Origin of the sequence: Paenibacillus glufosinatiresistens (genome assembly GCF_031470375.1) — a bacterium.
Lineage (GTDB): Bacteria > Bacillota > Bacilli > Paenibacillales > Paenibacillaceae > Paenibacillus_AQ > Paenibacillus_AQ glufosinatiresistens.
The window spans coordinates 221311-247512 of the sequence record NZ_JAVFHT010000002.1 but is presented as its reverse complement, the minus strand read 5'-3'; the positions used below and the strand labels follow the sequence as shown (position 1 = coordinate 247512).

The window sequence follows — 26202 nt, the reverse complement described above, 5'->3', positions numbered from 1 at the left end:
CTCCTCTGGCTTAAGGCTTGACGGCCTGAATGACGGCCGAGACGATATAGTCTTCAATGTTTCTTGCCGGTACCCAGTCTTTGAGAAAAGCGCCCGATTGCTCTTCCCAGATCCAGCACGCATTCGCCTGGCTGCAGCCCGGCAATGGCCTGTGGATTTCCGCAGCCGAGTCCCAAATTCGCTCCTTCGGGCACGGCCTGCAGTTCATCGCTCGCGTATCCGAGACGGGCCGATATCTCGTTGAAGTCCGTGGGGGCTCCGCAGCAGGAGCCGACGTTCTTGGCGGGCCCTGACGCTTGAATAGCTGCCGCTGCAATTGGCTGGTATCGGCTGCGAACCGTGCGGCGGATTTGATCCGGATGGGTCTCGTTCATAAGATTCACTCCTGTTTTAGGCTGATAGATTAATCGATTTGGACCGGACGGCAGCAGCGGTTCGACCTGGCCATAGCCTCGTTCATCAATTGAACGGAACGGATGACCATTTCCCGATCGGACTCGCTCATATAAGAGAAGACTTCCTCCAGGTAGCTGTTCATTTGCAGGTCAATGGCCGTTGCGGCTTCCTGCCCCTTTGCCGTAAGCGCAAGAATGGAAATCCGGCGGTCCGAGGGATCGGGTGTCTTGCGGAGCAACTCCATGCGCACCAGCGACTGCACCTGGCGGCTGAACGTAGTAATGTCGGTTCCCAGCGTCTCGGCGATTTGCTGCATGGAAGGCTGATGCCGGCGTTCAACTTCATACAGAATGTGGCTCTGTACCGGCGTGATGCTCTTTCCTTCAATCGTGCAGCAGTTCCGGTTCAGCAGGCCGAAGCGCCGGGTCAGAATCTGAAAGAGTTCGCGCGCATTTTCCATTCCTCTCACCTCCTGCCACCAGTTATACCTCAATAACTTGCATGTTGCAAGTAATATTCGGCAATATTAACGGCGAAAGACGACTGCGAGCGCCCTTTTTAGGATTTCCCTAGCCGGAAATCCAGTTTTTGATCCTTGCATACAAACAGGTGTTCGTGCATATAATAGAGTAACGATGAGAATATACGTTCGCTTAGAGGTGGGAGAATGAAAGAACGGACCCTGTTTTTAATCGACTGCCAGTCGTTCTATGCCTCTGTCGAAAAAGCGGCCCGTCCGGAGCTCAAGAACCGGCCGGTGGCCATCGGAGATCCGGAGCGCCCTGCGGGCATTATTCTGGCCGCCTGCCCGTTGGCCAAAGCCTATGGAGTGACCACTGCGCAGCGGATCAACGAAGCGCGGGTCAAATGCCCGGATCTCGTGGTCATTCGTCCGCGGATGCGGATGTACATTCGGATATCCCTGCTGATTACGAAGATTTATGAGTCGTATACGGATCAGGTGGAGCCTTTCTCCATAGACGAGCAATTTCTCGATGTCACCGGCAGCCTCCGTCATTACGGTTCCGTAGAAGAACTGGCGCGGAATATTCAGACCCGGGTGCAGCTCTCCACGGGAATCTGGACCCGGGTGGGAGTGGGCCCAAGCAAGATTCTGGCGAAGACGGCCACCGACAACTTTGCGAAGCAGCGGCCCGACGGCATTTTCAAGCTGAATTACAGCAATATCGAGCAAGAGCTGTGGCCGTTGCCGGTGAGCAAGATGTATATGGTCGCAGGCCGAATGACCGATCACTTTATGCGGATGGGGCTTCCGACCATCGGGGACGTGGCCCGGCTGGAGCTGGGCGACTTCAAACAGAAGATGCGCCGGGAGATGGGCAAGCAGAGCGACCTGAAGGCCGAATACTACTGGCAGGTGGCGCGGGGTATTGACCCCAGCGCGATCAAGCCCGGCATCCGGATGAAGCCGCAGCAATCCATCAGCCACGGCAAGACGCTCCGCGCCAGTCTGTACCGCAGTCTGGAGGATATCGAGGTCGTGCTGCTGGAGCTGGTCATTGAGGTATGCCGGCGGGCCCGCTCCTACGGAGTCATGGGGCAGGTGATCAGTGTGAGCGCAGCCGAGACGGACGGGGAGAAATCCAGAAGCTTCGGCCGTCAGGTCACGCTGTCTCAGCCGACATCGCTTACCCATGAGGTGGCGGAGGCGGCCGGGCGGCTGTTCCGCAAGCATTGGAGCGGGCTGCCGGTGGCCCGGCTTCATATCTCGCTCGATCAGTTGACTTCGGATGAGACGTATCAGCTCACGCTGTTTGAGGATCGGCCCCGGGCCTACTCCATGGAACGGACGCTGGACGGGATCAAGGACCGGTTCGGCAGCGACGCCATTCTCCGGGCCTCTTCGCTGCTGGAAGCCGGAGTGGCGAGGGAGCGGGCCGGACAGATTGGGGGGCACTGGATATGAGTCATCAGGCCAAGAGCGACCCTTGGGCGACGCGTTTTGTGCTGAAGGAGCACGCTGAAGAGTACGGAAGAAGAAATGATCCGCCCGCCGCCGGACAGCCTGCCGTGGAGGAGCTGATTCTCATGCGGGATTATACGCTCCTGCCGCATATGCTCACGATCATCCAGAAGAACCTGGATGATCTCAGATTCTACAAAGGGGTGCTGAGAGACTTCTACACGGCAGCGGGAGAATATGTCGCCCAGCGGATCAGCCAAGATCTGTATGAACTGCGGCGTGAGCTAAGCAGGCGAAGCATTCGGGTGGGAAGCGGGGAGCAGGATGACATCGTCATCAAATATATGTATAAATGCAGAGGCTATACAGGAAGCTTCGACATTACGCGAGAAGAGACGCGGGCCCAGATCGGGGTCCGGTTCGGACGCTACGTGGACGAACTGATGAAGCGAATGCGGGGAGAGTCTAAGTAATAAGCGCCTAGGTAAGCGATGTGCGGCGGTCTGATTTATCCAGAGTCCTTGACTTCGGAACGGAGGCATGGTAGCTTTTTCAGTAATTTAGTAAATTACTAAACGAAGGACCGAAATCCGGCGGGGAGGAAGAAGAATGGATAAGCAGCGCCGCAAGCATCTGGTCGATGAATTCAAAGAGATCAAGACGTATATGGGAGTCATATGCCTAACCAACAAGGCCAATGGCAAGAGATTCCTGACCGGTTTTCCCAATCTGAAGAATCGCTGGCATACACTGCAAATGCATCTGAACGACGGGCGGCATCCGAATGCCGGCCTCCAGGCGGACTGGAAGCTGACCGGGGCGGAGGGCTTTACCTATGAAGTGCTGGAGCAGAAGGATACGGAAGGGGTCCAGGACATCAAATGGGAAGTCAAGCAGATGGAGAAGGCCTGGCTGGAGAAGCTTCAGCCTTACGGAGAGCGGGGATATCACCGCATGAAGGAAGAGTAGCGGTCCGTCAGGGGAATATAGGGAACATAACACGCACTCTTGGATAAAAGCAGGCAGCAAGGCAGCTCCCCGGGGATCGGCGTCCGACCCGAAGGAGCTGCCTTGCTGCCGTTTCTGGCTGCTCTTCGGATAAGGAAGAGCAGCCGGGCGTCTGACCGTCGGTCAGTGCGCCTCGTCGTAGAACAGCTCGGCCGAGAGGTGCTCGTTGTAATTGCCGAAGCCTTTGCCGAACAGGGTCAGACCGCCCTGATGGCGCGCCTCTTCTTCAACGGACAGACGGAAAGTCCACTGCTTGCGCCGGATATCCACATCGCCCAGCGCGATATCCGACAGCTTCTGGCCGTCCATAAAGGTGCCTTCGTCCGTAATCCGCAGCTGCTTCAGCAGACCGTACTGGTTCGTATAGGCCGGCCACCACTCCGGTGTATATTTGCCTTTGCGGTCGCCGTAATCGCCGGGACTGGTCCAGACGCCCACCACAACCCCATTGAAGGTAAACGTGATGTCGGACGGATAGTTGTTGTTCGTAGCCGGCGCCTCCGAAGCAATCTCCATGGTCAGCACCAGTTCGCGCGGCTGCTGGCTGGACAATAGGTAATTCGGGGCTTTGTATTCGATGAAGCCTTTGCCGAGCCAGAGCACTCCGGCATTGATGCGCTCCGGTTCCCAGAAGTAGCGGGGATCGTCGAAGTTGCCGATAATCTTGTCGGGCGTAGCCAGCCCGCAGGTCGGCTCAATCCGGAAGTCGGAATAGTGCCCGACAGGGATCTCCACCCGGTGGCTCTTGCGGCCGGGGGAACTGCCGGAGAGACGAATCTCCGCCTGGGAGACGGCAAGGGAGCAGATCTTCTGCAGCCCGCTCTTCCCGGGCGCCATCTGGGTAGCGATCAATCCGGCCTCGGCAAGCTTGCGCACGTGCATGGTCATAATGGCGCTGGAGAGGCCGACCGCACCCGCCAGCTCCTTGATATTCATCGGCCGTTCGGCCAGCAGGCGCAGTACCCGCAGCCGAACGGGGCTTGCCAGCGCTTCATATACGGGAAGGGAGTGTTCCGTCAGGTCCAGCTTCATTATCGTTCGCCTCTTTGCATTTGATTAATGTTTATATTATCTAAATCCCCTCCCTTTGACAAGCCGTTTTCTCGCGAAGCGGCATTTTCGGCTTGTATGAGAAGAAATAAGAGCGAATGAATTGACGATGGCGCGCATATTGAACTATACTGTTAATACAAATGCGAAATAATTAATATATATATTAATTAAGGAGTGATTAACGCATGGCTTATCGTGGCGTACTCAATGCGGATCTTCCCGGAGGAATCCTTAACCGCAACCTGTACGGACATTTCTCCGAACATCTTGGCCGTTGTATCTATGAAGGGATCTGGGTCGGAGAGGATTCGGAGATTCCTCATACGAACGGCATCCGCAGCGACGTTGTGAAAGCGCTTCGCCAAATCCGGGTTCCGGTGCTTCGCTGGCCGGGAGGCTGTTTTGCCGATGAATATCACTGGAAGGACGGCATCGGTCCGCGGGAGACCCGCAAGCGGATGGTCAACACCCACTGGGGCGGAGTGGTAGAGAACAATCATTTCGGGACACATGAATTCATGGAGCTGTGCCGCCAGCTGGAATGCGAGCCGTACATCAACGGCAATGTCGGCAGCGGAACCGTCCAGGAGATGTCCGAATGGGTGGAATACCTGACCTTCGGAGGCGTCTCGCCAATGGCGGAACTGCGCCGCGGGAACGGGCAGGATGAAGCGTGGAAGGTGAGCTACTTCGGCGTGGGCAACGAGAACTGGGGCTGCGGCGGCAACATGCGTCCCGAATACTACGCCGACCTCTACCGGCGCTATCAGACCTATGTCCGCAACTATGACGGCAACGTTATTCACCGGATCGCATGCGGCCCCAATGCGGACGATTACAACTGGATGGAAGTGCTGATGCGCGAGGCCGGACGCTTCATGGATTCCATCACGCTTCATTACTATACGCTGCCGACCGGCGAGTGGGCCGATAAAGGAGATGCGACGGGCTTCGGCGAAGAGGCCTGGTTCCATACGCTTCGGCGGGCGCTTCATATGGATGAATTGATCGCACGGCACAGCACCATTATGGATAAGTATGATCCGGAGCGCCGGGTGGGTCTTATCGTGGACGAATGGGGAACCTGGTACAATGTCGAACCCGGCACGAACCCCGGATTCCTGTACCAGCAGAACAGCATCCGCGACGCGCTGGTCGCGGGGCTTACGTTCAACATCTTCCATAAACACAGCGAGCGGGTCCGGATGGCGAACATTGCCCAGACGGTGAACGTTCTCCAGGCCGTCATTCTGACCGAAGGCGAGAAGCTGCTGTTGACTCCGACTTACCATGCGTTCGATCTCTACAAAGTTCACCAGGACGCCGAGCGGCTGCCGCTTGATCTGGAAGCGGGCGTCTACACGCTGGACGGCAAGACCGAAATTCCGGCCGTAAGCGGCACCGCTTCCCGCGACCGGGAAGGCCGGATTCACCTGAGCCTCTGCAATCTGCAGCACGGCTCGGAAGCGGAGGTGGCCATTGACCTGCGGGGACTGAAGACCGAAGGCTTGACGGTTCGCGGCACGGTGCTGGCCGGGGATGCGATTGACGCGCATAACACGTTCGACCAGCCGGACCGCGTAGTTCCGAAGACCTTCGAGTCGTTCCGGCTTGAAGGCGGCGGGCTGACCGTAACGCTGCCGGCCATGTCCATCGCTGCGCTGGAGCTGGCACGGGCATAGAAAATGGCGGATACGAGCTGCAAGGCCTGCCGCGAAGATTACCGGGTAACGGATGCCCAGATGGAGCGGCTGCTGAAGACCTCCATGTTCGCACCCGACAAGCGGGTCGCAGAGGAGGAATACCGGGAACGGCTGCAGATCTGCTCGGCCTGTCCCAAGCTGGAGAACGGCGTCACCTGCCGGGCCTGCGGCTGCATCATTCCTGTGGTCGCCTGGCTGAAGGAGAGGGCCTGCCCGCTGCCCGGCGGCGGCGCCTGGCGCGTCCGGGTGCCGTCCGGGAATGTATCTGCGGGGTCTTGAGCTGCGCATTAGCCGGCCCTGCCCGGCTCCGGCAGGGCCGGCCGGCTGCTTCGCTGCCCGATAAATACGTCTCCCTTGTCCGTGAACCTGCACCTTAATAAGCAGGGCCGCTGCGGTCAGCCTTATGGCTGCCTGGCGGCCCTCTCGCTATCCATGAACTCGAACGATTTTACGATATTTGGAAGGAGAATTCACATGGAACACTCTAAGAATGGCGGCTGCTGTCTCTGCGGGGCAGAACGCGCCGGGACTTCGGAGCGGGTCTTCCCGATCCGGCTGATTCATGTCCATCCTCCCGAACCTGTGCTGATGCCCCACCAGAGGGAGGAGCAGATGGAATGGATCGCCGTTGCCAAAGGGCGTTTCCGCGTGCAGATCGGCGCGTCTTCCCGCGAGCTTGGGGCGGGGGAAGCGGCGTTCGTGCCCTCCGGCCAGCTGCACGCCGCTCTGCCTGAAGAAGAGGACAGCGAGCTCTACGCGGTAGTCTTCGGCAAGGAATTGCTGGGAAGCGGGACGGCGGCGGGCGCAGTTGAAGCGCAGGAGCTTCGGCTGCGTCTGCTGCCAGACAGTGAAGCGGAGCTGCCGGTCTTCTACGAGGAGGGGCAGGAAGCGACGCGCCAGGTCCGGGAATGTCTGGACCGGATCATCCAGAGCTGCCAGAGCCGGCCTGCCGGCTACGAGAAGCTGGTAAGAGGGAATCTGCTCTCTTCGCTCGGACTGGCCAGCCAGCAGGCCGGCCGAAGACGACCCCGGCAGCCTGAGCGGCCGGAAGGGGCCGTTCAGCCGCTGCTGGTCTATCTCAGCGAGCATTACCGCGAGCCGATCAGCATTGCTCAAGCGGCCCGCATCTGCTGTGTGACGCCGAATTATCTGTGCAATTTGTTCAAACGCGCCACCGGCAGCACCATGGTGGAATATATCAATATGCTTCGGATTCATGAAGCCAGCCGGCTGCTGCGGCTTCGCCGGATGACCGTGCAGGAGGTTGCCCTGCAGGTGGGCTATTCCAGCCTGACCTATTTTGGCCGGGTATTCCGCCGGATCAAGCATATGACGCCCACGGAGTACGTCCGCTCCCTGCGCGCCGGGGCTTGCAACGAATAAGGCGGAGTGAGGGGGCTCTGCGCAGCCGAAGCTGTGCCGCTCCCTCTGGACGAACCGCTGCATCGGTTGTACAATAACCTGAAATTGCTGACAAGGGGGAGCCGGAACATGGAACGAACGCTGCGGCTGGAGCCGGTGCCGCCGGAACATCCGGATTTATCACGGCTTATTGCCCGGCTGGATGTCTACTTGTCCGGTCTGTATCCGCCGGAGGAGATATTTGCCGTCGATTTTCAGAATCCGTCCGTGCAGCGGATGTTCTTTCTGGTCGCCTATCTGGGGAATGAACCGGTCGGCTGCGGCGCGTTCAAGCGTCTGGACGACGGCTGCGGTGAACTGAAACGCTTCTATGTGGAGCCGGGGCACCGGAATCAGGGGATCGCCCGGGCGCTGCTGGAGCGTCTGGAGCAGGCGGCGCTGGGGAGCGGCTGCTCCGTGATGCGCCTCGAGACCGGGGAGCCTCAGACGGAGGCAGTGGGCTTCTACCGGAAGCATGGATACTTGCCTATTGACCGCTACGGAGAATATGTGGATTGTCCATCCAGTCTTTGCATGGAGAAGCTGCTGGCCGCAAGCAAGGCCGCACGCAGAGCGGAAGCAGCGGAGGACCGGCAGGCCGGCGCTTGAACGAGCGCCGGTTTTTTTATGCGGCCAAGAAGCTTAGGCGACACAGACAGAATTCCGGAGAGGCAAGAGCCCCCTCAATTTCTTCCCGGCTGCTGGCTATCATTGTCGAGGCGGGAACAGTATAATTGGAAGTGTTCTGTACAATCGACCAACAAGGATGGGCATAATGAATCTTAAAATTCAAATTCGGCTGGCGACGGCCGTTTTCATGGCTTTGGGCGCTGTTCTGATTGCCGTTTCGATCTTCTATCTAACGGGGGGGCCGCGGGTGGCCGCAGTCATTGCCGGGGCCTGCGGGACCGCGGCGGGAGTCCTGCTGCTCGGGAAGCTGGCCGGGTCGATTCAAGCGGGAATAACACGGCTCGGCGGAATCGCCCGGGATGTGGCCGAAGGGTCGCTCTCTCCGGCGGACGGCCTGGACGGCCTGAATGGAGGCCGGGGAGAATTCGCCGGCCTGGCGCGGTCCTTTCAGTCCATTGCCGCCGATTTATACCATAAGACCGAGGAAGAGAGGCTGCTTCGGCTGAAGGCGGAGGAGCAGGCCTGGATCAACGACCGGGTATCGGAGCTGGCCCTCCGGATGCAGGGAACGGTGCATTTGCAGGAAGCCTCCCGGCTGTTCGTGGCCGGTCTGGCTTCGGCGGTCGGGGCAAGCTTCGGCGCGCTGTACGTGCTGGAAGGCGGAGCGGCCCGGTTCAGCGCGGGCTACGCGTATGATGAAGAGGCTCTCTCCGGCCAGGCTTTCAGACTCGGATCCGGCCTGGTCGGCCAATGCGCGCTGGATGGCCAGCCGGTCTATCTGGAGGGGCTCCCCTCCGACTATTTCAGAATTCGTTCCGGCCTCGGAGAGACGCTGCCGAAGGCGCTGCTTCTGATGCCGATTCGGCATGAGGACCGGATCATGGCGGTGGCCGAGCTGGCGCTGACCGGCTCGCTGCGCGAGAGGGAGCGCCGGTTCGCCGAACGGGCGGGCGCCAATATGGGAACGTTGATCAATACGCTGTCCGATGTCGCCCGGATCGATTCGCTGCTGAAGGAGACGTCTCTTCAGAAGGAGGAGCTTGAAGCCCAGACGGAGGAACTCCAGGCCCAGACGCAAGAGCTTCGGGCGCAGACGGAAGAGCTGGAAGCGCAGAAGGAAGAGATTGAAGCCCAGGCCGAAGAGCTGAGAGCACAGACGGAGGAATTGCTCGAATCGAATCTGGAGCTTAAGCGCGAGCAGGAGCGGACGGAAGCGCAGAAGCGGGAGATCGAGACGCAAGCGGAGGAACTGCGGGTTCAGGCGGAAGAATTGAAATTGCAGGCGGAGAAGCTGCTGGAATCCAATGAGGGGCTCAAGCGCGAGAAGGAACAGACGGAAGCGCAGAAGTTCGAGATTGCCGCCCAGGCCGATGAACTGGCCGCACAGACCGAGGAGCTTAGGGCCCAATCCGAGGAGCTGCTGGAATCGAACCGGAAGCTGAAGCATGAGAAGGAGCATACCGAGGCGCAGAAGCTGGAGATTCAGGCCCAGGCGGAAGAGATCCGGATGGCCGCCCAGTACAAATCCGAGTTTCTGGCGAATGTATCCCATGAACTTCGGACGCCGCTGAACAGTCTGCTGATTCTCTCGCAGATTCTGGCAGAGAACCGCGAAGGGAACCTGGGAACCAAGCAGTTGGAATATGTGCATACCATATTCTCGGCAGGCAAAGACTTGCTGCAGCTGATCGACGAGATTCTGGACCTGGCCAAGCTGGAGGTCGGCAAAATGGCAGCGGTCCTGGAGCCGGTCCGCCTGTCCGATGTGCGCCTGCAGATGCTCCGGCACTTTGAACAGCAGGCCAAGAAGAAGGGCCTGCGCTTCGAGGCGCAGAGCGACAGCCGTCTGCCCGAATGGCTCATGACCGACGGCCACCGGCTTCAGCAGATTCTGAACAATCTGCTGACCAATGCGCTGAAGTTCACCGAGCAGGGGGCCGTTACGCTCTCCGTTCGTCTGAGCGGAGAAGAAGTGATCTTCGCCGTCAGCGATACCGGCATCGGCATCCCGGCGGACAAGCTGGGCCATATCTTTGAAGCGTTCCAGCAGGCGGACGGCACGACCAGCCGCCGATACGGCGGAACGGGTCTTGGCCTGACGATCTGCCGCGAGCTGGCTTCGCTGCTTGGCGGACGCATCGAAGTGGAGACGGCAGAGGGCAAGGGAAGCACCTTCTCGCTGCATCTGCCTGCGGCCGAGCCGCCGGAAGGCGTCTCCCTGGTGGCCGCAGCTTCGGAGCTGCCGCCGCTGCCCGAAGCCGGGCCGGCAGACGAACGCGCAAATCCCGGCTTCCGGGAGTCGTTCGTGCCGGATATCTCCATCGCCAATCCGAAGCTACTGCAATACTCCGATCTGGACGATGATCGGAACGACCTGGAGCCGGGGGATCATGTGCTGCTGATTATCGAAGATGATTCGGAGTTCGCCGGGATTCTGCTCCGGCTGGCCCGACAACGCGGCTTCAAGGCCATTGTGGCGTTCCAGGGCGACCAGGGGCTGGCTCTGGCCCATGCCTATAAGCCGGACTCGATTGTGCTGGACCTTCATCTGCCGGTTCTTGACGGCTGGTCCATCATCAGCCGGCTGAAGAGCCGGCCGGATCTGCGGCATATTCCGGTCCATGTCATCTCGACCACGGATGAGAATCAGCAGAGTCTGGCCATGGGCGCCCTCGGATTCTGGAAGAAACCGGGGGATCAGAACGAGCTGGAGGCCGCCTTCCTCCAGATTGAGACCTATATCCGCCGGCGGGTGAAGAATCTGCTAATTGTTGAAGACAATGCCGATCTGCGCAAAAGCCTGGTCGAATTCATCGAGAGTCCCGATGTGCGCGTGATTGCGGCCGGTACCGGCCGGGAAGCGCTGGAGCGGCTCGGAGCGCTGCATTTTGACTGCATGGTGCTGGATCTCGGACTGGCCGATATCTCGGGCTTTGATCTGCTGGAACAGATCAAGACCAACCGCAAGCTGCAGACGCTGCCTGTCATTATCTATACCGGCAAGGAACTGACCAAGACGGATGAGCAGCGGATCCGCCACTATGCGGAGAACATTGTCATCAAGAACGTCAAGTCGATTGAGCGTCTCTATGACGAGACGGCGCTCTATCTGCACCGCAGACTGCGCGATCTGCCGCCGGACAAGCAGCAGCTGATCGAGAAGCTGCATAATCCCGAAGCGGCGTTTGCCGGGAAGCGGATTATGCTCGTCGATGACGATATGCGCAATATTTTTGCTCTCTCCAGTGTGCTGGAGGGCTACAATATGGACATTCGCTTCGCCCAGAACGGGAAGGAAGCGCTGGCGCTGCTGGAGAGCGAGGGGCCGGTAGAGCTGATGTTCATGGATATTATGATGCCGGAGATGGACGGTTATGAGACCATGCAGCGAATCCGGCAGATGTCGGAATACGACGGTCTCGTCATGATTGCGCTGACGGCGAGAGCTATGGAGGAAGACCGGCTCAAGTGTCTGAAGGCCGGAGCCTCCGACTATATTTCCAAGCCGATCAATACCACGCAGCTTGTAACCGTGCTGAAAGCCTGGCTGATTCGATAGAGGGGGATTTATGGAGTATCCTATTCGCATTTTATTGGTGGATGACCGCCCGGATGAATATACCTCGATAGAGGCGCTGCTCACGGATACGCCGTATGAGCTGGTGGGTGCGGCCTCCGGCATGGAGGCGCTGCGGTACCTGCTGGAAGAAGAGTACGCCTTGATTATTATGGATGTCATGATGCCGGAAATGGATGGTTTTGAGACGGCCAGACGAATTAAGATGCGCCGGAAATCGCAAGATGTTCCGATCATCTTCCTGACTTCGCTGACTTCGGAGCTGGAGAATAACCGGCTGGCCTATTCGGCGGGAGCGATTGATTATATCTCGAAGCCGTTTCAGCCGGACATTCTCAAGAGCAAGATCGAGGGCTTCGTCCGGCTGTATCAGGTTCGCAAGGAGCTGCAGCTCAAGACCGAGGAACTGGAAGAGACCAACCGGGTGCTGGAGCAGCTCAAAGAGAAGGCCGAAGCGGCGCTGCGCGTCAAGAGCGGCTTTCTTGCTATGATGAGCCATGAAGTCCGGACCCCGCTGAACGGAATTCTGGCGATGTCCGAGCAGCTCCGAACCGGCAAGCTGGGAGAAGAAGAGGAGCGCCTCGCGAACATTATCCATACAAGCGGACAGGCGCTGCTGTCGGTCGTCAACGACATTCTGGATTTCACCAAGATGGAAGCCGGCAGAATGGAGTTGGACCGTGTGCTGTTCGATCTGCACGCGACCGTTGGCGAGACGGCCGATCTGTTCCGGGAGATGGCCAGGGAGAAAGGAATCGGATTGAATCTGGAGTTCGATCCGGGCGTTCCCGCGCTGCTGCTGGGGGATCCCAACCGGCTGCGGCAGGTTCTGGCAAATCTGATCGGCAACGCCGTCAAGTTCACCGAACGGGGCGGGGTCGTTGTCAGGATGGAGAAGGCGGCGCAGCGGGGGGAATGGATGGACCTGCGTTGCATCGTGGAAGATACCGGCATCGGTATTTCCGAGGAACAGCAGAGCCTCTTGTTCCAGCCGTTCACTCAGCTTGGAGCGGGCAGCCGTTCTCACACAGGCGGCACCGGACTCGGACTGTCAATCTGCAAAATGTTAGTGGAATTGATGGGCGGAACGATTTCGGCCTCGTCGGCCGAGCAGAGCGGTTCCGTCTTCCGCTTCACCGTTCCAATCGAAATCGGCCGCGTCTAGGACGCGGCCGATTTCTGGCGGAATTACCGGCGCTGGAACCGGACGGCTCCGCGCTCGAAATGATTCACAGTACCGTCGATTCCGCGGAGACGGACCAGATCGCCGGAGTATTTCTCTACCCGTCCGAAGCCGACGCGTTCATACATCCCGTCTTCTCCGAGTTTCAGAGCAGTGATGAACGTCTGGGACAGAGCGGCTACCAGAAAATCAACATTCTTTTCCAACGTTTGCGGCATAGACGGCTCCTCCAAGGATCGTTAGTTTCATTAGTTTTCTTCGTATTATAGGAGGGTATAGGAGAAGCGTCAATCCGCGGGGCGTCATTAGCCCCGTTTATTTCGTTTTCCGGCCGGAATCGCTGCGTTCTTCCGGCTTGCCGAAGAAACTCTCCTCCAGCTTGTCCATCATTCCGCTTACAGCATCGTCGACAGCGGCGGTGGAGCCTTCCGCATCGGCTTTCCGGCTGTCGGGCTCCGGAATCGGATCAACGCCGCTGCCTCGTTTCTCGTCGAGCAAATCCTTGCGCGGTTCTTCCATGGGAATTCTCCTCTCGCGGGCAATGGGGGTTGAATTAAATGGACAGGGAACGGATCTTCCAGGCGACCAGTTCTTTGAACAGCTCTCTGGAGCTGGCGTTCTCTTTGACTTGCGCCAACCGGAGAAAGTCGTCTGTGCGGATGTGGACCTTCTTGCCATAGAAAGTCACTTCCCACTCCCAGCCGTTCTCGGTACGGTTGCGGACGGCGGAGAGTTCGTAGGAAATGCGCCGGGCTTCCTCCTGCATATCTTGAATATCACGGGATAGACGTTCTATTTTGTCCGCTTTGGCGGATGGGGTCATTGGGCTCATGATGGTTCCTCCTCTTGGTCTATAACGTCCTGCATCTATAAATAACCCTCTGCTCCGTTGTGTTGAAACAGGGCAGAGGGAAGATGCGAGTTATATCCCAAGAGCGTGAGGGCGAATCCGGGTTCTCCCGCCGGAAGCCGAGCAATTCTAATGGGCCATGACTTCGGTCTGGCCGGTAACCTTGCCCTGGTCGGCTGTGCTGAAGCTCTTCTTATACTCCTCTTTGGCAAAATGCACATTGCCTTCAACCGTGGCATTGACCAGGCTGAAGCCGTTGGCTTCCACATAGACATCCCCGACAAAAGTGCCGCCCTGAATGCGGGCGTTCTCGCTGCGGATGGTCAGCTTCGGAGCGGTCAGGCGGAACGAATTCGTAATGTTGTGATCCGCGTCCTGGGTGTAGAGGGCGATTTTGCGGATCGTCTCGTCTTTATGGACGAACTTCCCTTCCAGCACCAGATCCTCGGTGAAGGTCAGGTCTTTCAGGGTAGCGGCGATCCAGGTGCCCTCCTTGCCGATAGCGTGCTTGAAGGCTTCTTCATTGTCTACGACAGAGGCGGAGGTGACTGCGTCGGCCGAAGCGGCGGGAGAAGCGGAAGCGCCTGCGCCGGCGCTCGGACTGGGCGATGCGCTCGCCGCAGGAGAACCGGATGGAGCCGGCGACCCGGCGCTATTATTGCCATTGCCATTGTCATTGTTGTTGTTGCCGCAGCCTGCCAGCAGGACGAGGCCGAGCAGACCGGCGGTCAAGGCATATTTGTTCATCATTCAGGAACCCTCCTTGGTTGGTGGAAGCCGTATGGAGCGGCGGTTGACGGTTGTAAGTTGCGGTTGTGTCGGTTAGTATGAACCATAATCAGAAGTTTATGAGGATTTGCCGCAGAAACAAGGAGTGGACAAGGATGGCCAAGACCAAATACTACGTCGTTTGGGTGGGCCGGGAACCGGGTATCTACGGTTCGTGGGCGGAATGCCGGCGGCAGACGGATCAATTTACAGGGGCAAAATACAAATCCTATGAGTCCCGCCAGGAAGCCGAGGAAGCTTACCGGGGCGGGTGGAAAGGCCGCTGGGGCCAGGGCTCGTCCGGCTCGGGCGCGGCCGCCAAATCCCGGACGGGGCGCACGGCTCGGGCGGGAGCCGCCGGAGGAGAACCGGCGGAGCGCATCGACTACGACAGCATCTCGGTCGATGTCGGCACCCGGGGGAACCCGGGGCCGGTGGAATACAAGGGCGTCGATACCGGAACGGGCGACGTGATTTTTGCCTGCGGGCCGATCTCGAAGGGAACCAATAATCTTGGCGAGTTCCTGGCCATCGTCCATGCGCTGGCGCTGCTGCACCGGGAGGGCAGCTCCAAGACGGTCTACAGCGATTCCCTTAACGCGATCAAATGGGTCAAGCAGAAGAAGGTGGCGACCACGCTGCCCCGGGACCGAACCACCGAAGAAATCTGGAATCTGGTCGACCGCGCGGAGCACTGGCTGCGCACGCATGATTATCCGAACCGGGTACTGAAATGGCAGACCCGGGAATGGGGAGAGATCAAGGCGGATTACGGGCGCAAGTAAGCGCTCCGAAGGGGGAAGAAGCATGTTCGGGAACGACTGGGACGAGGTGCTGCGCGAGGAGACGCAGCAGCCTTACTTTCAGGAACTGCGCTATACGCTGGCGCGGGAATACAAGCAGTATCAGGTGTATCCGCCCAAAGAGCTGTTGTTCACGGCGCTGCGGCTGACGCCTTACGCAGAGACGCGGGCCGTCATTCTGGGGCAGGACCCTTATCATGGACCCGGGCAGGCGGAAGGGCTCAGCTTCTCGGTGAAGCCTGGGGTACGGGTCCCTCCGTCGCTGCGCAATATCTATACGGAGCTGCACGATGACCTGGGTGTTCCGGTACCGAACCACGGCTCGCTCGCCTCTTGGGCGAAGGAAGGCGTGCTTCTGCTGAATGCCGTCCTGACCGTTCGGGAGGGGCAGCCGAACTCGCATAAAGGACTGGGCTGGGAGCGGTTCACCGATGCCATAATGGACAAGCTGAATGACAGGCCTGACCCGATGGTCTTCATTCTCTGGGGCAGTCATGCCCAGCAGAAGGGCTCGTTCATCGACAAGAGCCGCCATCTGGTGATCCAGTCCCCGCATCCGAGCCCGTTCTCGGCGCACCGGGGCTTTCTGGGGAGCCGGCCCTTCTCGCGGGCCAATGCTTTTCTGAAGGAACACGGCCTTAGGCCGATTGACTGGAGCATACCGGATCAACAGCCGCAGTAATCGCAGAGACACAACTGACGGATGGGAAGAAAGGAGGAAGCGGACATGAGGCAATGGATCGGCAAGCCGGTCATTCTCTACTGCGGCGAACCGCCGTATGTCACCTTCCGGGGCGTGCTGCGTAAATGGGACGCCGCGGCGGGCCGCATCGTCGTCGGTCATCAGGAGACGGGCGTTCCCCTGCGGGAGATCGTCATGATTAAGGCTCTGGCGCCCAAGGAGCGGGCGCTTCCGCCTGCTCTGAACCCGGTCGGCTACTGCATGCGCGAGCGCCAGCAGTTCGACAACGCCGTCTATTTCAAGTCGGCGGTAACCGTCTGGAAGGGAGATCGCCTGATCGCCCTGAATACGACGCTGGCCTCCCACACGAAGGGCTCGGTTACGCTGGAAGACGGGCGAACGCTGATCAAGGGCAACCATCAATTCGTAGTCCGGTCGCTCCGCGGATAACCGGGATAAGCGCCGGGAAGAGGGCTACACAAGACAGGGATTTGCGCCGCCGGTTATCCGGCTAAGCTGCAAGTCCCCTTTGTTCGTCTGCCCGGTTCCATTTCCTGGCTCTGCTCTTGCGGGCAATGTGTCCGTCTACTTGATCTCTTCCGAAGCGGGCCTGTCCTCGCTGCGTCCCGCAAGGATGATCCCATAGACGCGCAGGAAGACAATTTTGGCGACCATGTACAGCGGGAGGGCGATCAGGACGCCGATTATGCCGTTGAAATCTCCGCCGACCAGCACCAGCACAACGGTCGTCAGCGGATGGATGTCGAGCGATTTGCCGTAGATAATCGGAGTGAGCAGATTGTCCTGAATCTGCTGGGCGACTATGATGATGACCAGCGACCAGACCGCGGTCATCGGGGAGTCGATGAACCCGACAATCAGGACGGGAACCGCGGAGAGAATGGCTCCGACATACGGAATGAAGTTCAGCGGGATGGACACGATCGCGAGCAGCAGCGAGTAAGGCAGTCCGATGAACAGAAAGCCGACATAGAACATGATGCCGAGAATCACATTCAGAATGACCCGCGTTACAATGAAGCTGCTGAGCGCGGAGTCAATGTCGTTGAGCGTCTCCTGGCCTTCCTTGCGGTATTTGCGCGGCAGCAGGCTTAGCAGGATGCCCGGCAGCTTGTGGCTGTCCTTCAGCATGTAATACAGAAGGATCGGCAGCGTAGCGATGACTACGACAATGCTGGAGACAATGCCGATCAGGTTGCTCATGGAGTCGGTCACCCAGGTCACGCCGTTGTTCAGGTATTCATACAGCCGGGTAGTCAGATCCGATTCTCCCTTGAAGAAGCGGGCCGTGGTCGGATTCTCGCGCAGCTGGTTGAACTGGTTCTGCAGATCCTGGACCAGATTCGGGGCGTTCTTGATAAAATTGTTGCCCTGGTCCTGCAGCGTCGGCCAGACGGCGACCCAGAAGATGGCGAACAGTCCGATGAAGACCAGATAGATCAGCAGAATGGCCAGCGGCCGTTTGATCTTCCGCCGTTCCAGATAATTGACGAGCGGGCGGAGCAGATAGTACATGAAGCCCGACAACATCATGGGAACGAGCAGCAGGCTGATAATGGCGCCGACGGGCGCCAGCAGGAAGGATACCTTGGAGCCGAGGTAGACGATCAGCAGGAACAGAATGATGGCAATGCATGTGCGGTAATATTTATGTTGGAGCAATGACGGCACCTCCGGTTATTAGCTGGGCTATGTACAAGCTTATATAACCACAAAAGGCCCCGGCCGACCCGGTGTATCGCGGGGTTCAATCATTTCCCGCAAAGGGTAATGAGAGGAAACCACTTTGAAGGAGGGCCTAAGCGCGATGACGAAACTGATTATCGGCATATTCGGGCATCGGAGCGACGCGTCGCTTGCCATAGAAGAACTGGGAGAACAGGGAGTCAAGTCCGCCAGGATCTCGATGATTGCCAGGGAGAAGCAGGAGGCCGACATCATCAGCCAGGATACGGGCCTTCGCAAGCCGCAGGAGGGACCCGGAAGCGAAGGGCTGTTCGGCACGGCCAGAAACCTGGCCATCGGGCTTGATCTGCTGCCCGATACGGCAGTAGCGTCCGGGGCGGCGGCAAAGGCGGCGGGGGCCGAGTTCGGAGACGATCCCGGCGAAGACGGGCTGGTCGTCTCACTGATGAGCATGGGCATACCGGCAGAGGACGCGGAGTTGTACGAGCGGCATGTAGACCTGAAGCGCATTCTGGTGCTCGTCCTTCTGCAGGGCGAAGAAGCGGAATCGGACGAGAAGGGCGTGCGTGAAATTCTGGACCGGCATGAAGCTATACCGCTCCATGCAGTCTAGAGGAGGTCCCTTGCGGCCGGAAGGGGCAGTCAGCGCCTCCGTCCGCCGCTTGAACCGGTGATCTGCGACGTTGAGGAAGTGGCATTATCGTTGCTGGTATTCTCCCTTGCCTTGATCAGAGAGAGGAAGGCGAAGAAGTCGGCAAGCGCGGTAAGCGCGGCTGCGATGATGGCATACTCCTCGGGGGTCAGTTCTTCTGAGGACCGTCCTTTCTGATTGCCGTTGTTCCCGTTATTCTTAGGCACCGTTCTCCCACCCGCTTTGCATTTCAGGATATGGCTATAGGGCCGTACTTCCAGAAGGCTATGATTCAATTTATGCCGGTTCCGGCCGCAGGAATTAGGCGAACGAACTTATTTTTGAACAAAGGGGGCAAAAGCCCGTGATACTGCATAAAGGCGAGATCCTGTTCCGCCAGGGAGATGAATGCAGCCAGTTGTTCCACATTCGGAGCGGTCTGTTCAAGGTTACCCGTATTCATGAGAACGGCAATGCCGTGCTGTTCAACATTCTCTATCCGGGAGAGACCGTCCCCCACCATTCGCTGATCACGCCCAAGGAAGCGCATGGTACAGCCGTGGCGCTGATGCGGAGCGAGGTGGAGCCGGTGGCGGCAGCCGACTGGTACCGCGAAGTCAACGAAGAGCCGGGCAAGGCGATGGAGATTGCGCTGCTGCTGCAGGAGAAGGTGCGGTTCATGCAGACCCGGCTGGATCATCTCACCGTTGGCTCTCCCGCCGAACGGCTGGAGCTTTTGAGCAAGTGGCTCAATGATTATTCGCACGGCGTAGCCATTACCGAGCTGCTGACGCAGGAAGAGATCGGCCAGCTGATCGGCGTCCGGCGCGAGACGGTCAACCGGCTGCTCCGGGGGCACGGCGTCACGTAGATGCGGGCCCGTGATTATTTTGCTGGAAAGCCTGACCCGGGTGTTTAGCCGCCGGCTTCGCCGTGGTATAATGAGAAGAGAAGCAAATCCCAACCAGGAAAGGATCAGGATACCATGTGTCCCCGAAGGACAAAATCCCCAAGGACGATTTGGAAACGTTATGATCTCTCTTATACTTAGCTTCCTTGCCTGAAGGTGCGTACCGTCTACAGACGTCAGCGGCCACGGCAAAGGAAGGGAACAACATGCGAAGGCGCATAATTAGACGTTCTTCCCGGCGCCGTAGAAGCTGCTGACGTTCAGCCGCATTCACGACAAGGGGAGTATGTATGAGAAAGCAACACAGCGGATGGCATCCGCTTCGGTTAACGGTTATTTTGTTCGGAACATTTTTGTTGGCCTTTACGTATTTTCACATCAACTACAGGAATCATTTGACGGAAGGCGGATTTGTCGGTCTTTCTCTGCTCGGCAAATATATCTTCGGGCTGTCTCCGTCCCTCAGCACGTTGCTTCTGGACCTGCCGGTATTGTTGATTGCCATGGCGCTTAAGGGAAAAGGATTCGTCGGAAGCACCGTGCTGTCGGCCGGAGCATTCACCGTATTCTACGGATGGATGGAGCGTTACTCGACGCTCGTCATTGACCTGAACGGCAACCTGCCGCTGGCGGCGCTGCTCTCGGGACTGCTCACGGGTCTCGGAGCGGGTATGGTGCTGCGTGCGGGCGGAGCCAGCGGAGGCGACGATATCTTTGCCGTGCTGATCAGCGAATGGAAAGGACTGAAGGTGGGAACGGTATTTATCCTGATGGATGTCTGCGTTCTTCTTCTCTCCCTGCTGTACATGCCGCTGAGAGAAACGCTGTACACGGCCATGGCGGTCGTTGTCGCCGGCCAGATGATTACATGGATCACCTCGCTCGGTGTCCGGCGCAAGCCGCAGTCCAAGCGGGCGTCTTCACAGCCGCAGGGCAATTTGCCCGGTCTGCCGGAGACGGCGGCGGGAGAAGCTTGAACGTTCCCTGCCGGCGCATTAGCGGGAGACCTTATGAGACAGCCGCTCTAAGAGCGGCTGTTTTTTGTGTTTTCAAGAAAGCGCTTGCTTGTTTCAGGAATTTGCGGCAGCGGTTTATGCTAGGTATAATTGAAAAAAACTTGACTGGGAGGGATCGGATGAGGTCATGGATTACGGACTTCATGGAACAGTTCGGCTATCTCGGCATCTTCCTGATGCTGGCGCTTGAAAATGTGTTTCCGCCCATTCCGTCGGAAGTCATTCTGCCGTTCGGCGGCTTCATGACGATCGAATCGGGACTCAGCATCGCGGGAGTTACGGCTGCCGCAACGGCGGGATCTCTGCTGGGCGCGGCCATTCTGTATGGCGTCGGACGGCTGCTCGACCGCCATCGGCTGGAACGGCTGGTGGAGAAATACGGACGGGTGCTCCGCATCCGGAAGGAAGACATCGGCAAGGCCCAGGCGTGGTTTGACCGCTACGGCTACTGGACCGTCCTGTTCTGCCGGGTAATTCCGCTGGTTCGGAGCCTGATTTCGGTGCCTGCGGGAATGTCGGGGATGAAGTTCGCACCATTCATGCTGTTAACGGCGGCGGGAAGCCTGATCTGGAACTTGATTCTGGTTCTGATCGGCGCCGCGCTTGGAGAATCCTGGCATCATGTGTCGGGTTTCATGGAAATCTACTCCGGAATCGTCTATGCCGCCATTGCCGGCGCGATCCTGCTGGTCGGATATTGGTTCCTGCGCAGACGCCGTGCCGGACAGACGCGTTGATAACTTCTTGCAATCGATCACACTTTATTTATCCATTACCTACCTGGGAGGCTGACCATGGCGATTCTTGATATTCTAAAAGCGATCATTCTCGGCCTTGTGGAGGGTCTGACCGAATTTGCACCGGTCTCGTCCACGGGACATATGATTCTCGTGGACGACATGTGGCTGCGTTCGCAGGAATTTCTCGGCAAATATCCGGCAAATACATTCAAAGTAGTGATCCAGCTCGGTTCTATACTGGCGGTGGTAATCATCTTCAAGAACCGCTTCCTGGACCTTCTCGGTCTGGGACGCTTGAGCCGTCCGACCGGAGAGGCTGCGCTGACTGCGGCTTCCCGGGTCGAGGCCGGGGGGCGGCTGCGGCTGTCCCAGGTCATTGTCGGTCTGCTGCCGGCCGGTGTGCTGGGACTGCTGCTGGAAGACTACATAGACGAGCACCTGTTCTCGACCCGCACCGTGCTGGTCGGACTGGTTCTGGGCGCGCTGCTGATGATTGCCGCCGACCGGTTCGCTCCGAAGAAGCCCCGGATCGAGAGCGTGGACCAAATGACCTACGGCCGGGCGCTGCTGATCGGCCTCGTGCAGTGTTTCTCGCTGTGGCCCGGCTTCTCGCGGTCCGGCTCCACGATCTCGGGCGGCGTGCTGCTCGGGATGAGCCACAGGGCCGCTTCGGACTTCACGTTCATCATGGCGGTGCCGATCATGCTTGGCGCGAGCGCGCTGTCCATCGCCAAGAACTGGCAGTACGTCACAGCCGATTCGCTGCCGTTCTTCATCGCCGGCTTCATCAGCGCCTTCGTGTTCGCGCTGCTGTCCATCCGGTTCTTCCTGAAGCTCATTAACCGCATCAAGCTGGTCCCCTTCGCGGTCTACCGGATCGTGCTGGCGGGCGTGGTCTATATCTTTTTCCTATAACCGACTATAAGGAACGGGTATAACCTGGAAGGCCTCTGCGCTCTTGCGCGGAGGCCTTCTTCGGCGTTAAGCTTGGAAGCAAGCCTGCTGCGGAGCTGCCCGGGCGCTTCCGGTTTTCGGATAGGAAGGAAGGCGAGGCTCGAAGTATGAAGAGTCCGATTCTTATAACAACGAGTTTGTGAGTCAATCAACAGGTACTGTATCAATTCTCAAGAGGAGTGTGGGAGAGATGGGAAGCCGGATCAGGACAGGCAATCTGGGATATCCGCGGATTGGAGAGAACCGCGAGTGGAAGACGGCGCTGGAAGCCTATTGGCGCGGAGACATAGGGGAGGCGGAACTGGACAAGCGGCTTCAGGCCAGAGAGACGGAGAATTGGCTGAAGCAGAAGGCGGCAGGTCTGGATGTGATCCCGGTCGGCGAGTTCACTTATTACGACCACATGCTTGATATGGCCGTCATGATGGGCGTTATCCCCAAGCGCTTCGGCGCTGTTCCCGGGAGACCGGTCAGCCGGGAACTGTATTATGCCATGGCCCGCGGACGCGAAGGAGCGGCTGCCTGCGAAATGACGAAATGGTTCAACACGAATTATCATTACATCGTTCCGGAGCTCGGAGACGCGCAGCCGGAACTGCTCTGGAACAAGCCGCTGGAAGCGTTCCGCGCCGCCCGGGAGCGGGCCGGCATCCACGGCCGTCCGGTATTGGTCGGGCTCTATACCTTCCTGAAGCTCTCCAAGGGCTGCGGGCCGGAAGGAATCGGGAGCCAAGCGGAACGATTCCTCCCGGTGTATGCCCGGATACTGAAGGAACTGGAGGCAGAAGGAGCGGAATGGGTGCAGATCGACGAGCCGGCGATTGTAACCGGACTGGCACCCGGCGACCTCCGCCTTCTGCAGAGGATATACGGCAGTCTTGCGGCTGAGGCCCCGGGTCTGAAGCTGCTGATTCAGACCTATTTTGAGGCGGCAGAGCCGCTGGAGGAGCTTCTGAAGCTGCCTGTAGCCGGTCTGGGCCTGGACTTGGTCCATGACGGCGGGGCGACTCTCCGCTTCATAGAGCGCAGCGGCTGGCCGGAAGACAAAACATTGGCTGCAGGGGTGATTGACGGGAGAGGAATTTGGCGCGCCGACCCGGAGGCGCTGTCGGCAATCGCGGAGCGGCTGCTGGCGGCGGTTCCTGCCGAAAGGCTGCTCCTGCAGCCGTCGTGCAGCCTGCTGCATGTGCCGGTCACCGTCCGGACCGAGACGGAGCTGAAGCCGGAGGTAAGGGCTGCGCTGGCTTTTGCCGACGAGAAGCTGGAGGAGCTCCGGCAGCTGGGCGAAGCGGCCGGGGGAGGGGAGGCGGCGGAACAGGGGAAGAGCCGGGCGGCGCTGGCGGTTCTGCGGGCGCTGCCTGAACGGAACCGGGCCGATGTGGCGGCTCTCGAAGCGGGGCTGACCGAAGCCTCGGAGCGCCGAAGCGAATCCTTCGAGCGGCGGGCCGAGCTGCAGCGTCTTCGCTGGAAGCTCCCGGTTCTGCCGACCACGACGATCGGCAGCTTCCCGCAGACGGCGGACGTCCGGCAGGCCCGCCTCAAGTGGCGGCGAGGCGATTGGGAGAACGAACGCTATCAATCGTTCATCCGCGGACAGATCCGGGAAGCGATCGGCAGACAGGAGGATATCGGCCTGGATGTCCTGGTCCACGGGGAGTTTGAACGAACCGATATGGTGGAATTCTTCGGGGAGAAGCTGGACGGGTTCCTCTTCACCCGCGGGGGATGGGTACAGTCCTACGGCTCCCGCTGCGTGAAGCCGCCGATTATCTACGGGGACGTGGCCTGGGGAGGCCCGATGACTGTGGAGGAGACCGCTTATGCCCAGTCGCTGACGTCCTCTCCCGTCAAAGGGATGCTCACCGGTCCGGTTACGATACTGGCCTGGTCCTTCCTTCGCGACGACATCAGCCGCGAGCGGATCGCCGGCCAGATTGCGCTGGCGCTGCGGCAGGAAGTGCTCGCGCTGGAGGAAGCGGGGATCGGCCTGATTCAGGTGGATGAGCCCGCTCTGCGGGAAGGAATGCCGCTGAAGCCGGATAAGCGGGAGGATTATCTCCGTTGGGCGGTCCGGGCTTTCCGCATCGCCACAAGCCCGGTCCGGCCGGCTACCCAGATTCATACCCATATGTGCTACTGCGAGTTCAGCGACATGATCGATGCGATCGACGCTCTGGATGCCGACGTTATCTCGATCGAATCCTCGCGGAGCCACGGAGAACTGGTCTCGGCCTTTGAAGGCAACCGCTACCGCAAGGGTATCGGCCTGGGCGTCTATGATATCCACAGTCCCCAAGTGCCGGATACGGAGAGCATGCTGTCCGGCATCGAACGGGCCCTTCGGGTGCTGGCCCCCGGACAGTTCTGGATCAATCCCGACTGCGGTCTCAAAACGCGCGGCTGGGCCGAGACCGAGGCCTCGCTCCGGCACATGGTGGAGGCTGCCCGCAGGGCCCGGGCCGAGCTGGTCCGGCAACAAAATGATCTTGATAATCATTCTCATTGCTGCTAAAATAAAAATGAAAAGAAGGAACCGTGGAGGGTCCCTTCTTGGCCGGAAGTATGGCTTAGGTATAGCTTATTTGCTTTCAAAGGTTTTGCAGTCTGTCTCCTCCGCGCGGTTGGCCGCTTCCTTGTGAGCGTTGAACGCAACGAAGATGGATTCTGCGCTGCACTTGTTCTCTTCTGCCCAGTGAGTGCAAGTGTTCACCTCGCACACGACGCCTTGTGCCATGTCTTTCACCTCCTGTTCTTATTCATAGCAGCGGTCCCTGCGGGAGCAAGGTGGAGCTTGACTCCCGGGAGACCCGGACGCCCTCATGCCGAGCATGCAAGGGCTTTTTCTTGTTGACCTCGCGGTAACGCTTCCATTATATCAAGAAGAAAGGTCCGCGGCCAGGCGCAAAAATCAGAGGACGGTCCGCAACCTTCCAGACGCTGGAAACGTCTAGGGATCAACCGGAGCTCTTCTTCCGCCTGCAGACAAAGAACGGAACGACGGGAGATCGCCGGTTCGACTAAACGCGGACAGACCGCGGATGAGGCGGAGGCGTTACAATGACAAAGCGGGGTCTAAGGAACGGATTACAGGCAGGATTGCTGATGCTGGTCCTGGCGCTCGGGGGCTGCGGCTCGGGCAATGATGCGGACACCCGGTCCCATTCGGCTGCTTCGGGCGACGGAGCGGGAGGCGGTGTCAACAACCAGGCGGCGGTTACAGAAGCGGCCCCTGAAGCGAAAGCCGCAAGCGCAGAAGTAGGAAATTCGGCAAGCAAGATGGATGTGGACGAAGCCGGACTTGGAGCGGAGGGCGGGAACACGGGGGCCCAAGAGATGGCAGCAGGTCCGGGGGAAGCGGATGCAGTTAGCAAGAAGCTGGTCTATCATGCTTCCTTCGAGATGGAAGTGGAGGATTATGAGTCGGCCTCCTCTAAGGTGGAGGACACGGTCCGCGCGGCCGGAGGCTACATCGTCCAGTTCTCGGAGAGCGCTTCGAAAGAAGCCAGAGGCGGAACCTTCACCTTCAAGGTGCCGGCCCAAGGGTTCTCCTCCCTGCTCGCCAAGCTGGAGAAGATTCCGCATGCCTCCATGGAGCGCAGCCTGAAAGGCTTCGATGTCACGGAGGAATACGTCGATCTGGAAGCGAGACTCGGGGCCAAAGAACTGCTGGAGACGCAGTACGCGGCTTTCATGAAGAAGGCGACCAAGGCTTCCGATCTGGTGGCGTTCGCCAATGAATTGAACAAAGTTCAGGAAGAGATCGAACGGATCAAGGGACGGATGCGCTATATTGATCAGAACGTCCGGTATTCCACGATTGAAATGCATCTTTATCAGAGCGGCGGGGCCGGCGGCTTGGAGAAGAAGGAGAGCCCGTCACTGGTCGGCCGGGCCGGAGATGCTCTGTCCGGAACACTGAGCGGACTGTCGGCATTCGCCCAGTGGCTGTTCGTCTTCTTCGCAGCAGCGCTGCCGGTTCTTCTTCTTGCCGGAGCGGCTCTGGCGGTCTTCCTGCTTCTAAGACGGCGGGGTCAACAGCGGTCCCGGCGCCCGGACCCGGATAACGGCGCAGCAGCTATTCCGCTGTCCAATCCGCCTCTTCCTTCCGGAGAAGACGATCTTCCGGAAGGAAGCTCCGAAGAGGACGGTCAGCGCTAGGCAGGGGCCGGGCGGACGCGAATTGGCCGGCTGCTGCCGGTGCGCGGCTCGTTCACGGCAAAACGGCAGTCCCCGGTTCGCCTGAGGCGGATCGGGGACTGCCGTTGA

29 protein-coding genes are annotated in these 26202 nt (G+C 59.1%); 19 read left to right on the top strand and 10 right to left on the bottom strand.

Features of this window, described 5'->3' with window-relative positions; genetic code table 11:
* Window positions 1-53 precede the first annotated feature (53 nt).
* Together RBI05_RS04220 and RBI05_RS04215 are read right to left on the bottom strand one after the other, a co-directional pair.
* Window positions 54-374 (bottom strand): class I SAM-dependent methyltransferase, encoded by a 321-nt coding sequence (locus RBI05_RS04220; RefSeq protein WP_150456842.1) that lies wholly within the window; start codon window positions 372-374, stop codon window positions 54-56.
* A 29-nt stretch (window positions 375-403) separates the two neighbouring features.
* Complete coding sequence (locus tag RBI05_RS04215; RefSeq protein WP_310550220.1) at window positions 404-856, bottom strand: MarR family winged helix-turn-helix transcriptional regulator; 453 nt, start codon at window positions 854-856, stop codon at window positions 404-406.
* Window positions 857-1063: 207 nt separating this feature from the next.
* Between RBI05_RS04215 and RBI05_RS04210 the strand changes: the two genes are divergently transcribed.
* From RBI05_RS04210 to RBI05_RS04200, 3 genes are all read left to right on the top strand, one after another.
* Window positions 1064-2323 (top strand): DNA polymerase IV, encoded by a 1260-nt coding sequence (locus tag RBI05_RS04210; RefSeq protein WP_310550219.1) that lies wholly within the window; start codon window positions 1064-1066, stop codon window positions 2321-2323.
* Window positions 2320-2793: a hypothetical protein gene (locus RBI05_RS04205; protein ID WP_150456839.1), complete on the top strand. Its 474-nt coding sequence runs from the start codon at window positions 2320-2322 to the stop codon at window positions 2791-2793. The genes RBI05_RS04210 and RBI05_RS04205 overlap by 4 nt, the downstream gene beginning before the upstream one ends.
* Window positions 2794-2929: 136 nt before the next feature.
* The gene (locus tag RBI05_RS04200) at window positions 2930-3289 is read left to right on the top strand and encodes a GIY-YIG nuclease family protein (RefSeq protein ID WP_310550218.1); all 360 of its coding nucleotides are present in this window, start codon (window positions 2930-2932) and stop codon (window positions 3287-3289) included.
* 162 nt (window positions 3290-3451) lie between these two features.
* On the opposite strand, the gene RBI05_RS04195 is transcribed toward RBI05_RS04200, so the two are convergent.
* Window positions 3452-4360, bottom strand: coding sequence for an ArsR/SmtB family transcription factor (locus RBI05_RS04195; protein WP_310550217.1), 909 nt, complete (start codon window positions 4358-4360; stop codon window positions 3452-3454).
* Between the two features lie 206 nt (window positions 4361-4566).
* On the opposite strand from RBI05_RS04195, the gene RBI05_RS04190 reads away from it, so the two are divergent.
* The 6 genes from RBI05_RS04190 (at window position 4567) to RBI05_RS04165 (ending at window position 12857) form a co-directional block, all read left to right on the top strand.
* The gene (locus RBI05_RS04190) at window positions 4567-6063 is read left to right on the top strand and encodes an alpha-N-arabinofuranosidase (protein ID WP_310550215.1); all 1497 of its coding nucleotides are present in this window, start codon (window positions 4567-4569) and stop codon (window positions 6061-6063) included.
* A gap of 3 nt (window positions 6064-6066) precedes the next feature.
* On the top strand, window positions 6067-6363 hold the full coding sequence (locus RBI05_RS04185) for a DUF6171 family protein (RefSeq protein WP_150456835.1): 297 nt from the start codon (window positions 6067-6069) through the stop codon (window positions 6361-6363).
* Between the two features lie 195 nt (window positions 6364-6558).
* Entirely contained in the window at window positions 6559-7467 is a 909-nt protein-coding gene (locus RBI05_RS04180) for an AraC family transcriptional regulator (protein ID WP_191089458.1), read from the top strand.
* A 108-nt stretch (window positions 7468-7575) separates the two neighbouring features.
* Entirely contained in the window at window positions 7576-8094 is a 519-nt protein-coding gene (locus RBI05_RS04175) for a GNAT family N-acetyltransferase (protein WP_310550214.1), read from the top strand.
* 166 nt (window positions 8095-8260) lie between these two features.
* Entirely contained in the window at window positions 8261-11674 is a 3414-nt protein-coding gene (locus RBI05_RS04170) for a response regulator (protein WP_310550213.1), read from the top strand.
* A gap of 10 nt (window positions 11675-11684) precedes the next feature.
* Window positions 11685-12857, top strand: coding sequence for an ATP-binding protein (locus tag RBI05_RS04165; protein ID WP_150456831.1), 1173 nt, complete (start codon window positions 11685-11687; stop codon window positions 12855-12857).
* Between the two features lie 23 nt (window positions 12858-12880).
* Here the strand turns inward: RBI05_RS04165 and RBI05_RS04160 are convergent, their stop codons facing one another.
* From RBI05_RS04160 to RBI05_RS04145, 4 genes are all read right to left on the bottom strand, one after another.
* Window positions 12881-13093, bottom strand: coding sequence for a hypothetical protein (locus RBI05_RS04160; protein WP_150456830.1), 213 nt, complete (start codon window positions 13091-13093; stop codon window positions 12881-12883).
* A gap of 97 nt (window positions 13094-13190) precedes the next feature.
* Entirely contained in the window at window positions 13191-13394 is a 204-nt protein-coding gene (locus tag RBI05_RS04155; protein WP_150456829.1) for a hypothetical protein, read from the bottom strand.
* A gap of 34 nt (window positions 13395-13428) precedes the next feature.
* The gene (locus RBI05_RS04150) at window positions 13429-13707 is read right to left on the bottom strand and encodes a hypothetical protein (protein WP_310550212.1); all 279 of its coding nucleotides are present in this window, start codon (window positions 13705-13707) and stop codon (window positions 13429-13431) included.
* A gap of 147 nt (window positions 13708-13854) precedes the next feature.
* Window positions 13855-14475, bottom strand: a complete 621-nt coding sequence (locus tag RBI05_RS04145) for a hypothetical protein (protein WP_310550211.1) — start codon at window positions 14473-14475, stop codon at window positions 13855-13857.
* 134 nt (window positions 14476-14609) lie between these two features.
* Here RBI05_RS04145 and rnhA point away from each other — a divergent pair, with 134 nt between their 5' ends.
* The 3 genes from rnhA to RBI05_RS04130 are packed head-to-tail and all read left to right on the top strand — an operon-like array spanning window position 14610 to window position 16428.
* Window positions 14610-15278 (top strand): ribonuclease H, encoded by a 669-nt coding sequence (gene rnhA / locus RBI05_RS04140; RefSeq protein WP_150456826.1) that lies wholly within the window; start codon window positions 14610-14612, stop codon window positions 15276-15278.
* A 22-nt stretch (window positions 15279-15300) separates the two neighbouring features.
* Window positions 15301-15978, top strand: coding sequence for a uracil-DNA glycosylase (locus RBI05_RS04135; RefSeq protein WP_310550210.1), 678 nt, complete (start codon window positions 15301-15303; stop codon window positions 15976-15978).
* A 45-nt stretch (window positions 15979-16023) separates the two neighbouring features.
* Window positions 16024-16428 carry a hypothetical protein gene (locus RBI05_RS04130; protein ID WP_150456824.1) on the top strand — a complete coding sequence of 135 codons (405 nt, stop codon included), beginning with the start codon at window positions 16024-16026 and terminating at the stop codon, window positions 16426-16428.
* A 135-nt stretch (window positions 16429-16563) separates the two neighbouring features.
* On the opposite strand, the gene RBI05_RS04125 is transcribed toward RBI05_RS04130, so the two are convergent.
* Window positions 16564-17661, bottom strand: a complete 1098-nt coding sequence (locus RBI05_RS04125) for an AI-2E family transporter (RefSeq protein ID WP_150456823.1) — start codon at window positions 17659-17661, stop codon at window positions 16564-16566.
* A gap of 145 nt (window positions 17662-17806) precedes the next feature.
* Here RBI05_RS04125 and RBI05_RS04120 point away from each other — a divergent pair, with 145 nt between their 5' ends.
* Window positions 17807-18298 (top strand): hypothetical protein, encoded by a 492-nt coding sequence (locus tag RBI05_RS04120; protein WP_310550209.1) that lies wholly within the window; start codon window positions 17807-17809, stop codon window positions 18296-18298.
* Window positions 18299-18327: 29 nt separating this feature from the next.
* Here the strand turns inward: RBI05_RS04120 and RBI05_RS04115 are convergent, their stop codons facing one another.
* Window positions 18328-18543: a hypothetical protein gene (locus tag RBI05_RS04115; protein ID WP_150456821.1), complete on the bottom strand. Its 216-nt coding sequence runs from the start codon at window positions 18541-18543 to the stop codon at window positions 18328-18330.
* A 137-nt stretch (window positions 18544-18680) separates the two neighbouring features.
* On the opposite strand from RBI05_RS04115, the gene RBI05_RS04110 reads away from it, so the two are divergent.
* From RBI05_RS04110 to metE, 5 genes are all read left to right on the top strand, one after another.
* Window positions 18681-19187, top strand: coding sequence for a Crp/Fnr family transcriptional regulator (locus RBI05_RS04110; RefSeq protein WP_310550208.1), 507 nt, complete (start codon window positions 18681-18683; stop codon window positions 19185-19187).
* A gap of 329 nt (window positions 19188-19516) precedes the next feature.
* A complete protein-coding gene (locus tag RBI05_RS04105) occupies window positions 19517-20203 on the top strand; it encodes a YitT family protein (protein ID WP_150456819.1) in 687 nt (228 codons plus the stop codon).
* Window positions 20204-20361: 158 nt separating this feature from the next.
* Window positions 20362-20979 carry a DedA family protein gene (locus tag RBI05_RS04100; RefSeq protein ID WP_310550207.1) on the top strand — a complete coding sequence of 206 codons (618 nt, stop codon included), beginning with the start codon at window positions 20362-20364 and terminating at the stop codon, window positions 20977-20979.
* 57 nt (window positions 20980-21036) lie between these two features.
* The gene (locus RBI05_RS04095; RefSeq protein ID WP_310550206.1) at window positions 21037-21897 is read left to right on the top strand and encodes an undecaprenyl-diphosphate phosphatase; all 861 of its coding nucleotides are present in this window, start codon (window positions 21037-21039) and stop codon (window positions 21895-21897) included.
* Window positions 21898-22126: 229 nt separating this feature from the next.
* On the top strand, window positions 22127-24448 hold the full coding sequence (metE, locus tag RBI05_RS04090) for a 5-methyltetrahydropteroyltriglutamate--homocysteine S-methyltransferase (RefSeq protein WP_310550205.1): 2322 nt from the start codon (window positions 22127-22129) through the stop codon (window positions 24446-24448).
* A 66-nt stretch (window positions 24449-24514) separates the two neighbouring features.
* Here the strand turns inward: metE and RBI05_RS04085 are convergent, their stop codons facing one another.
* Window positions 24515-24670, bottom strand: a complete 156-nt coding sequence (locus RBI05_RS04085) for a DUF1540 domain-containing protein (RefSeq protein WP_150456815.1) — start codon at window positions 24668-24670, stop codon at window positions 24515-24517.
* 323 nt (window positions 24671-24993) lie between these two features.
* Here RBI05_RS04085 and RBI05_RS04080 point away from each other — a divergent pair, with 323 nt between their 5' ends.
* The gene (locus tag RBI05_RS04080; protein WP_310550204.1) at window positions 24994-26094 is read left to right on the top strand and encodes a DUF4349 domain-containing protein; all 1101 of its coding nucleotides are present in this window, start codon (window positions 24994-24996) and stop codon (window positions 26092-26094) included.
* Window positions 26095-26202 lie beyond the last annotated feature (108 nt).

Coding starts and splice junctions, on each gene's coding strand:
- RBI05_RS04150 (WP_310550212.1), bottom strand. CDS start 13,707: ATGAGCCCAATGACCCCATCCGCCAAAGCGGACAAAATAGAACGTCTA.
- RBI05_RS04175 (WP_310550214.1), top strand. CDS start 7,576: ATGGAACGAACGCTGCGGCTGGAGCCGGTGCCGCCGGAACATCCGGAT.
- metE (WP_310550205.1), top strand. CDS start 22,127: ATGGGAAGCCGGATCAGGACAGGCAATCTGGGATATCCGCGGATTGGA.
- RBI05_RS04210 (WP_310550219.1), top strand. CDS start 1,064: ATGAAAGAACGGACCCTGTTTTTAATCGACTGCCAGTCGTTCTATGCC.
- RBI05_RS04080 (WP_310550204.1), top strand. CDS start 24,994: ATGACAAAGCGGGGTCTAAGGAACGGATTACAGGCAGGATTGCTGATG.
- rnhA (WP_150456826.1), top strand. CDS start 14,610: ATGGCCAAGACCAAATACTACGTCGTTTGGGTGGGCCGGGAACCGGGT.
- RBI05_RS04190 (WP_310550215.1), top strand. CDS start 4,567: ATGGCTTATCGTGGCGTACTCAATGCGGATCTTCCCGGAGGAATCCTT.
- RBI05_RS04135 (WP_310550210.1), top strand. CDS start 15,301: ATGTTCGGGAACGACTGGGACGAGGTGCTGCGCGAGGAGACGCAGCAG.
- RBI05_RS04105 (WP_150456819.1), top strand. CDS start 19,517: ATGAGAAAGCAACACAGCGGATGGCATCCGCTTCGGTTAACGGTTATT.
- RBI05_RS04145 (WP_310550211.1), bottom strand. CDS start 14,475: ATGATGAACAAATATGCCTTGACCGCCGGTCTGCTCGGCCTCGTCCTG.
- RBI05_RS04170 (WP_310550213.1), top strand. CDS start 8,261: ATGAATCTTAAAATTCAAATTCGGCTGGCGACGGCCGTTTTCATGGCT.
- RBI05_RS04195 (WP_310550217.1), bottom strand. CDS start 4,360: ATGAAGCTGGACCTGACGGAACACTCCCTTCCCGTATATGAAGCGCTG.
- RBI05_RS04185 (WP_150456835.1), top strand. CDS start 6,067: ATGGCGGATACGAGCTGCAAGGCCTGCCGCGAAGATTACCGGGTAACG.
- RBI05_RS04155 (WP_150456829.1), bottom strand. CDS start 13,394: ATGGAAGAACCGCGCAAGGATTTGCTCGACGAGAAACGAGGCAGCGGC.
- RBI05_RS04165 (WP_150456831.1), top strand. CDS start 11,685: ATGGAGTATCCTATTCGCATTTTATTGGTGGATGACCGCCCGGATGAA.
- RBI05_RS04220 (WP_150456842.1), bottom strand. CDS start 374: ATGAACGAGACCCATCCGGATCAAATCCGCCGCACGGTTCGCAGCCGA.
- RBI05_RS04215 (WP_310550220.1), bottom strand. CDS start 856: ATGGAAAATGCGCGCGAACTCTTTCAGATTCTGACCCGGCGCTTCGGC.
- RBI05_RS04100 (WP_310550207.1), top strand. CDS start 20,362: ATGAGGTCATGGATTACGGACTTCATGGAACAGTTCGGCTATCTCGGC.
- RBI05_RS04085 (WP_150456815.1), bottom strand. CDS start 24,670: ATGGCACAAGGCGTCGTGTGCGAGGTGAACACTTGCACTCACTGGGCA.
- RBI05_RS04160 (WP_150456830.1), bottom strand. CDS start 13,093: ATGCCGCAAACGTTGGAAAAGAATGTTGATTTTCTGGTAGCCGCTCTG.
- RBI05_RS04130 (WP_150456824.1), top strand. CDS start 16,024: ATGAGGCAATGGATCGGCAAGCCGGTCATTCTCTACTGCGGCGAACCG.
- RBI05_RS04200 (WP_310550218.1), top strand. CDS start 2,930: ATGGATAAGCAGCGCCGCAAGCATCTGGTCGATGAATTCAAAGAGATC.
- RBI05_RS04095 (WP_310550206.1), top strand. CDS start 21,037: ATGGCGATTCTTGATATTCTAAAAGCGATCATTCTCGGCCTTGTGGAG.
- RBI05_RS04180 (WP_191089458.1), top strand. CDS start 6,559: ATGGAACACTCTAAGAATGGCGGCTGCTGTCTCTGCGGGGCAGAACGC.
- RBI05_RS04120 (WP_310550209.1), top strand. CDS start 17,807: ATGACGAAACTGATTATCGGCATATTCGGGCATCGGAGCGACGCGTCG.
- RBI05_RS04205 (WP_150456839.1), top strand. CDS start 2,320: ATGAGTCATCAGGCCAAGAGCGACCCTTGGGCGACGCGTTTTGTGCTG.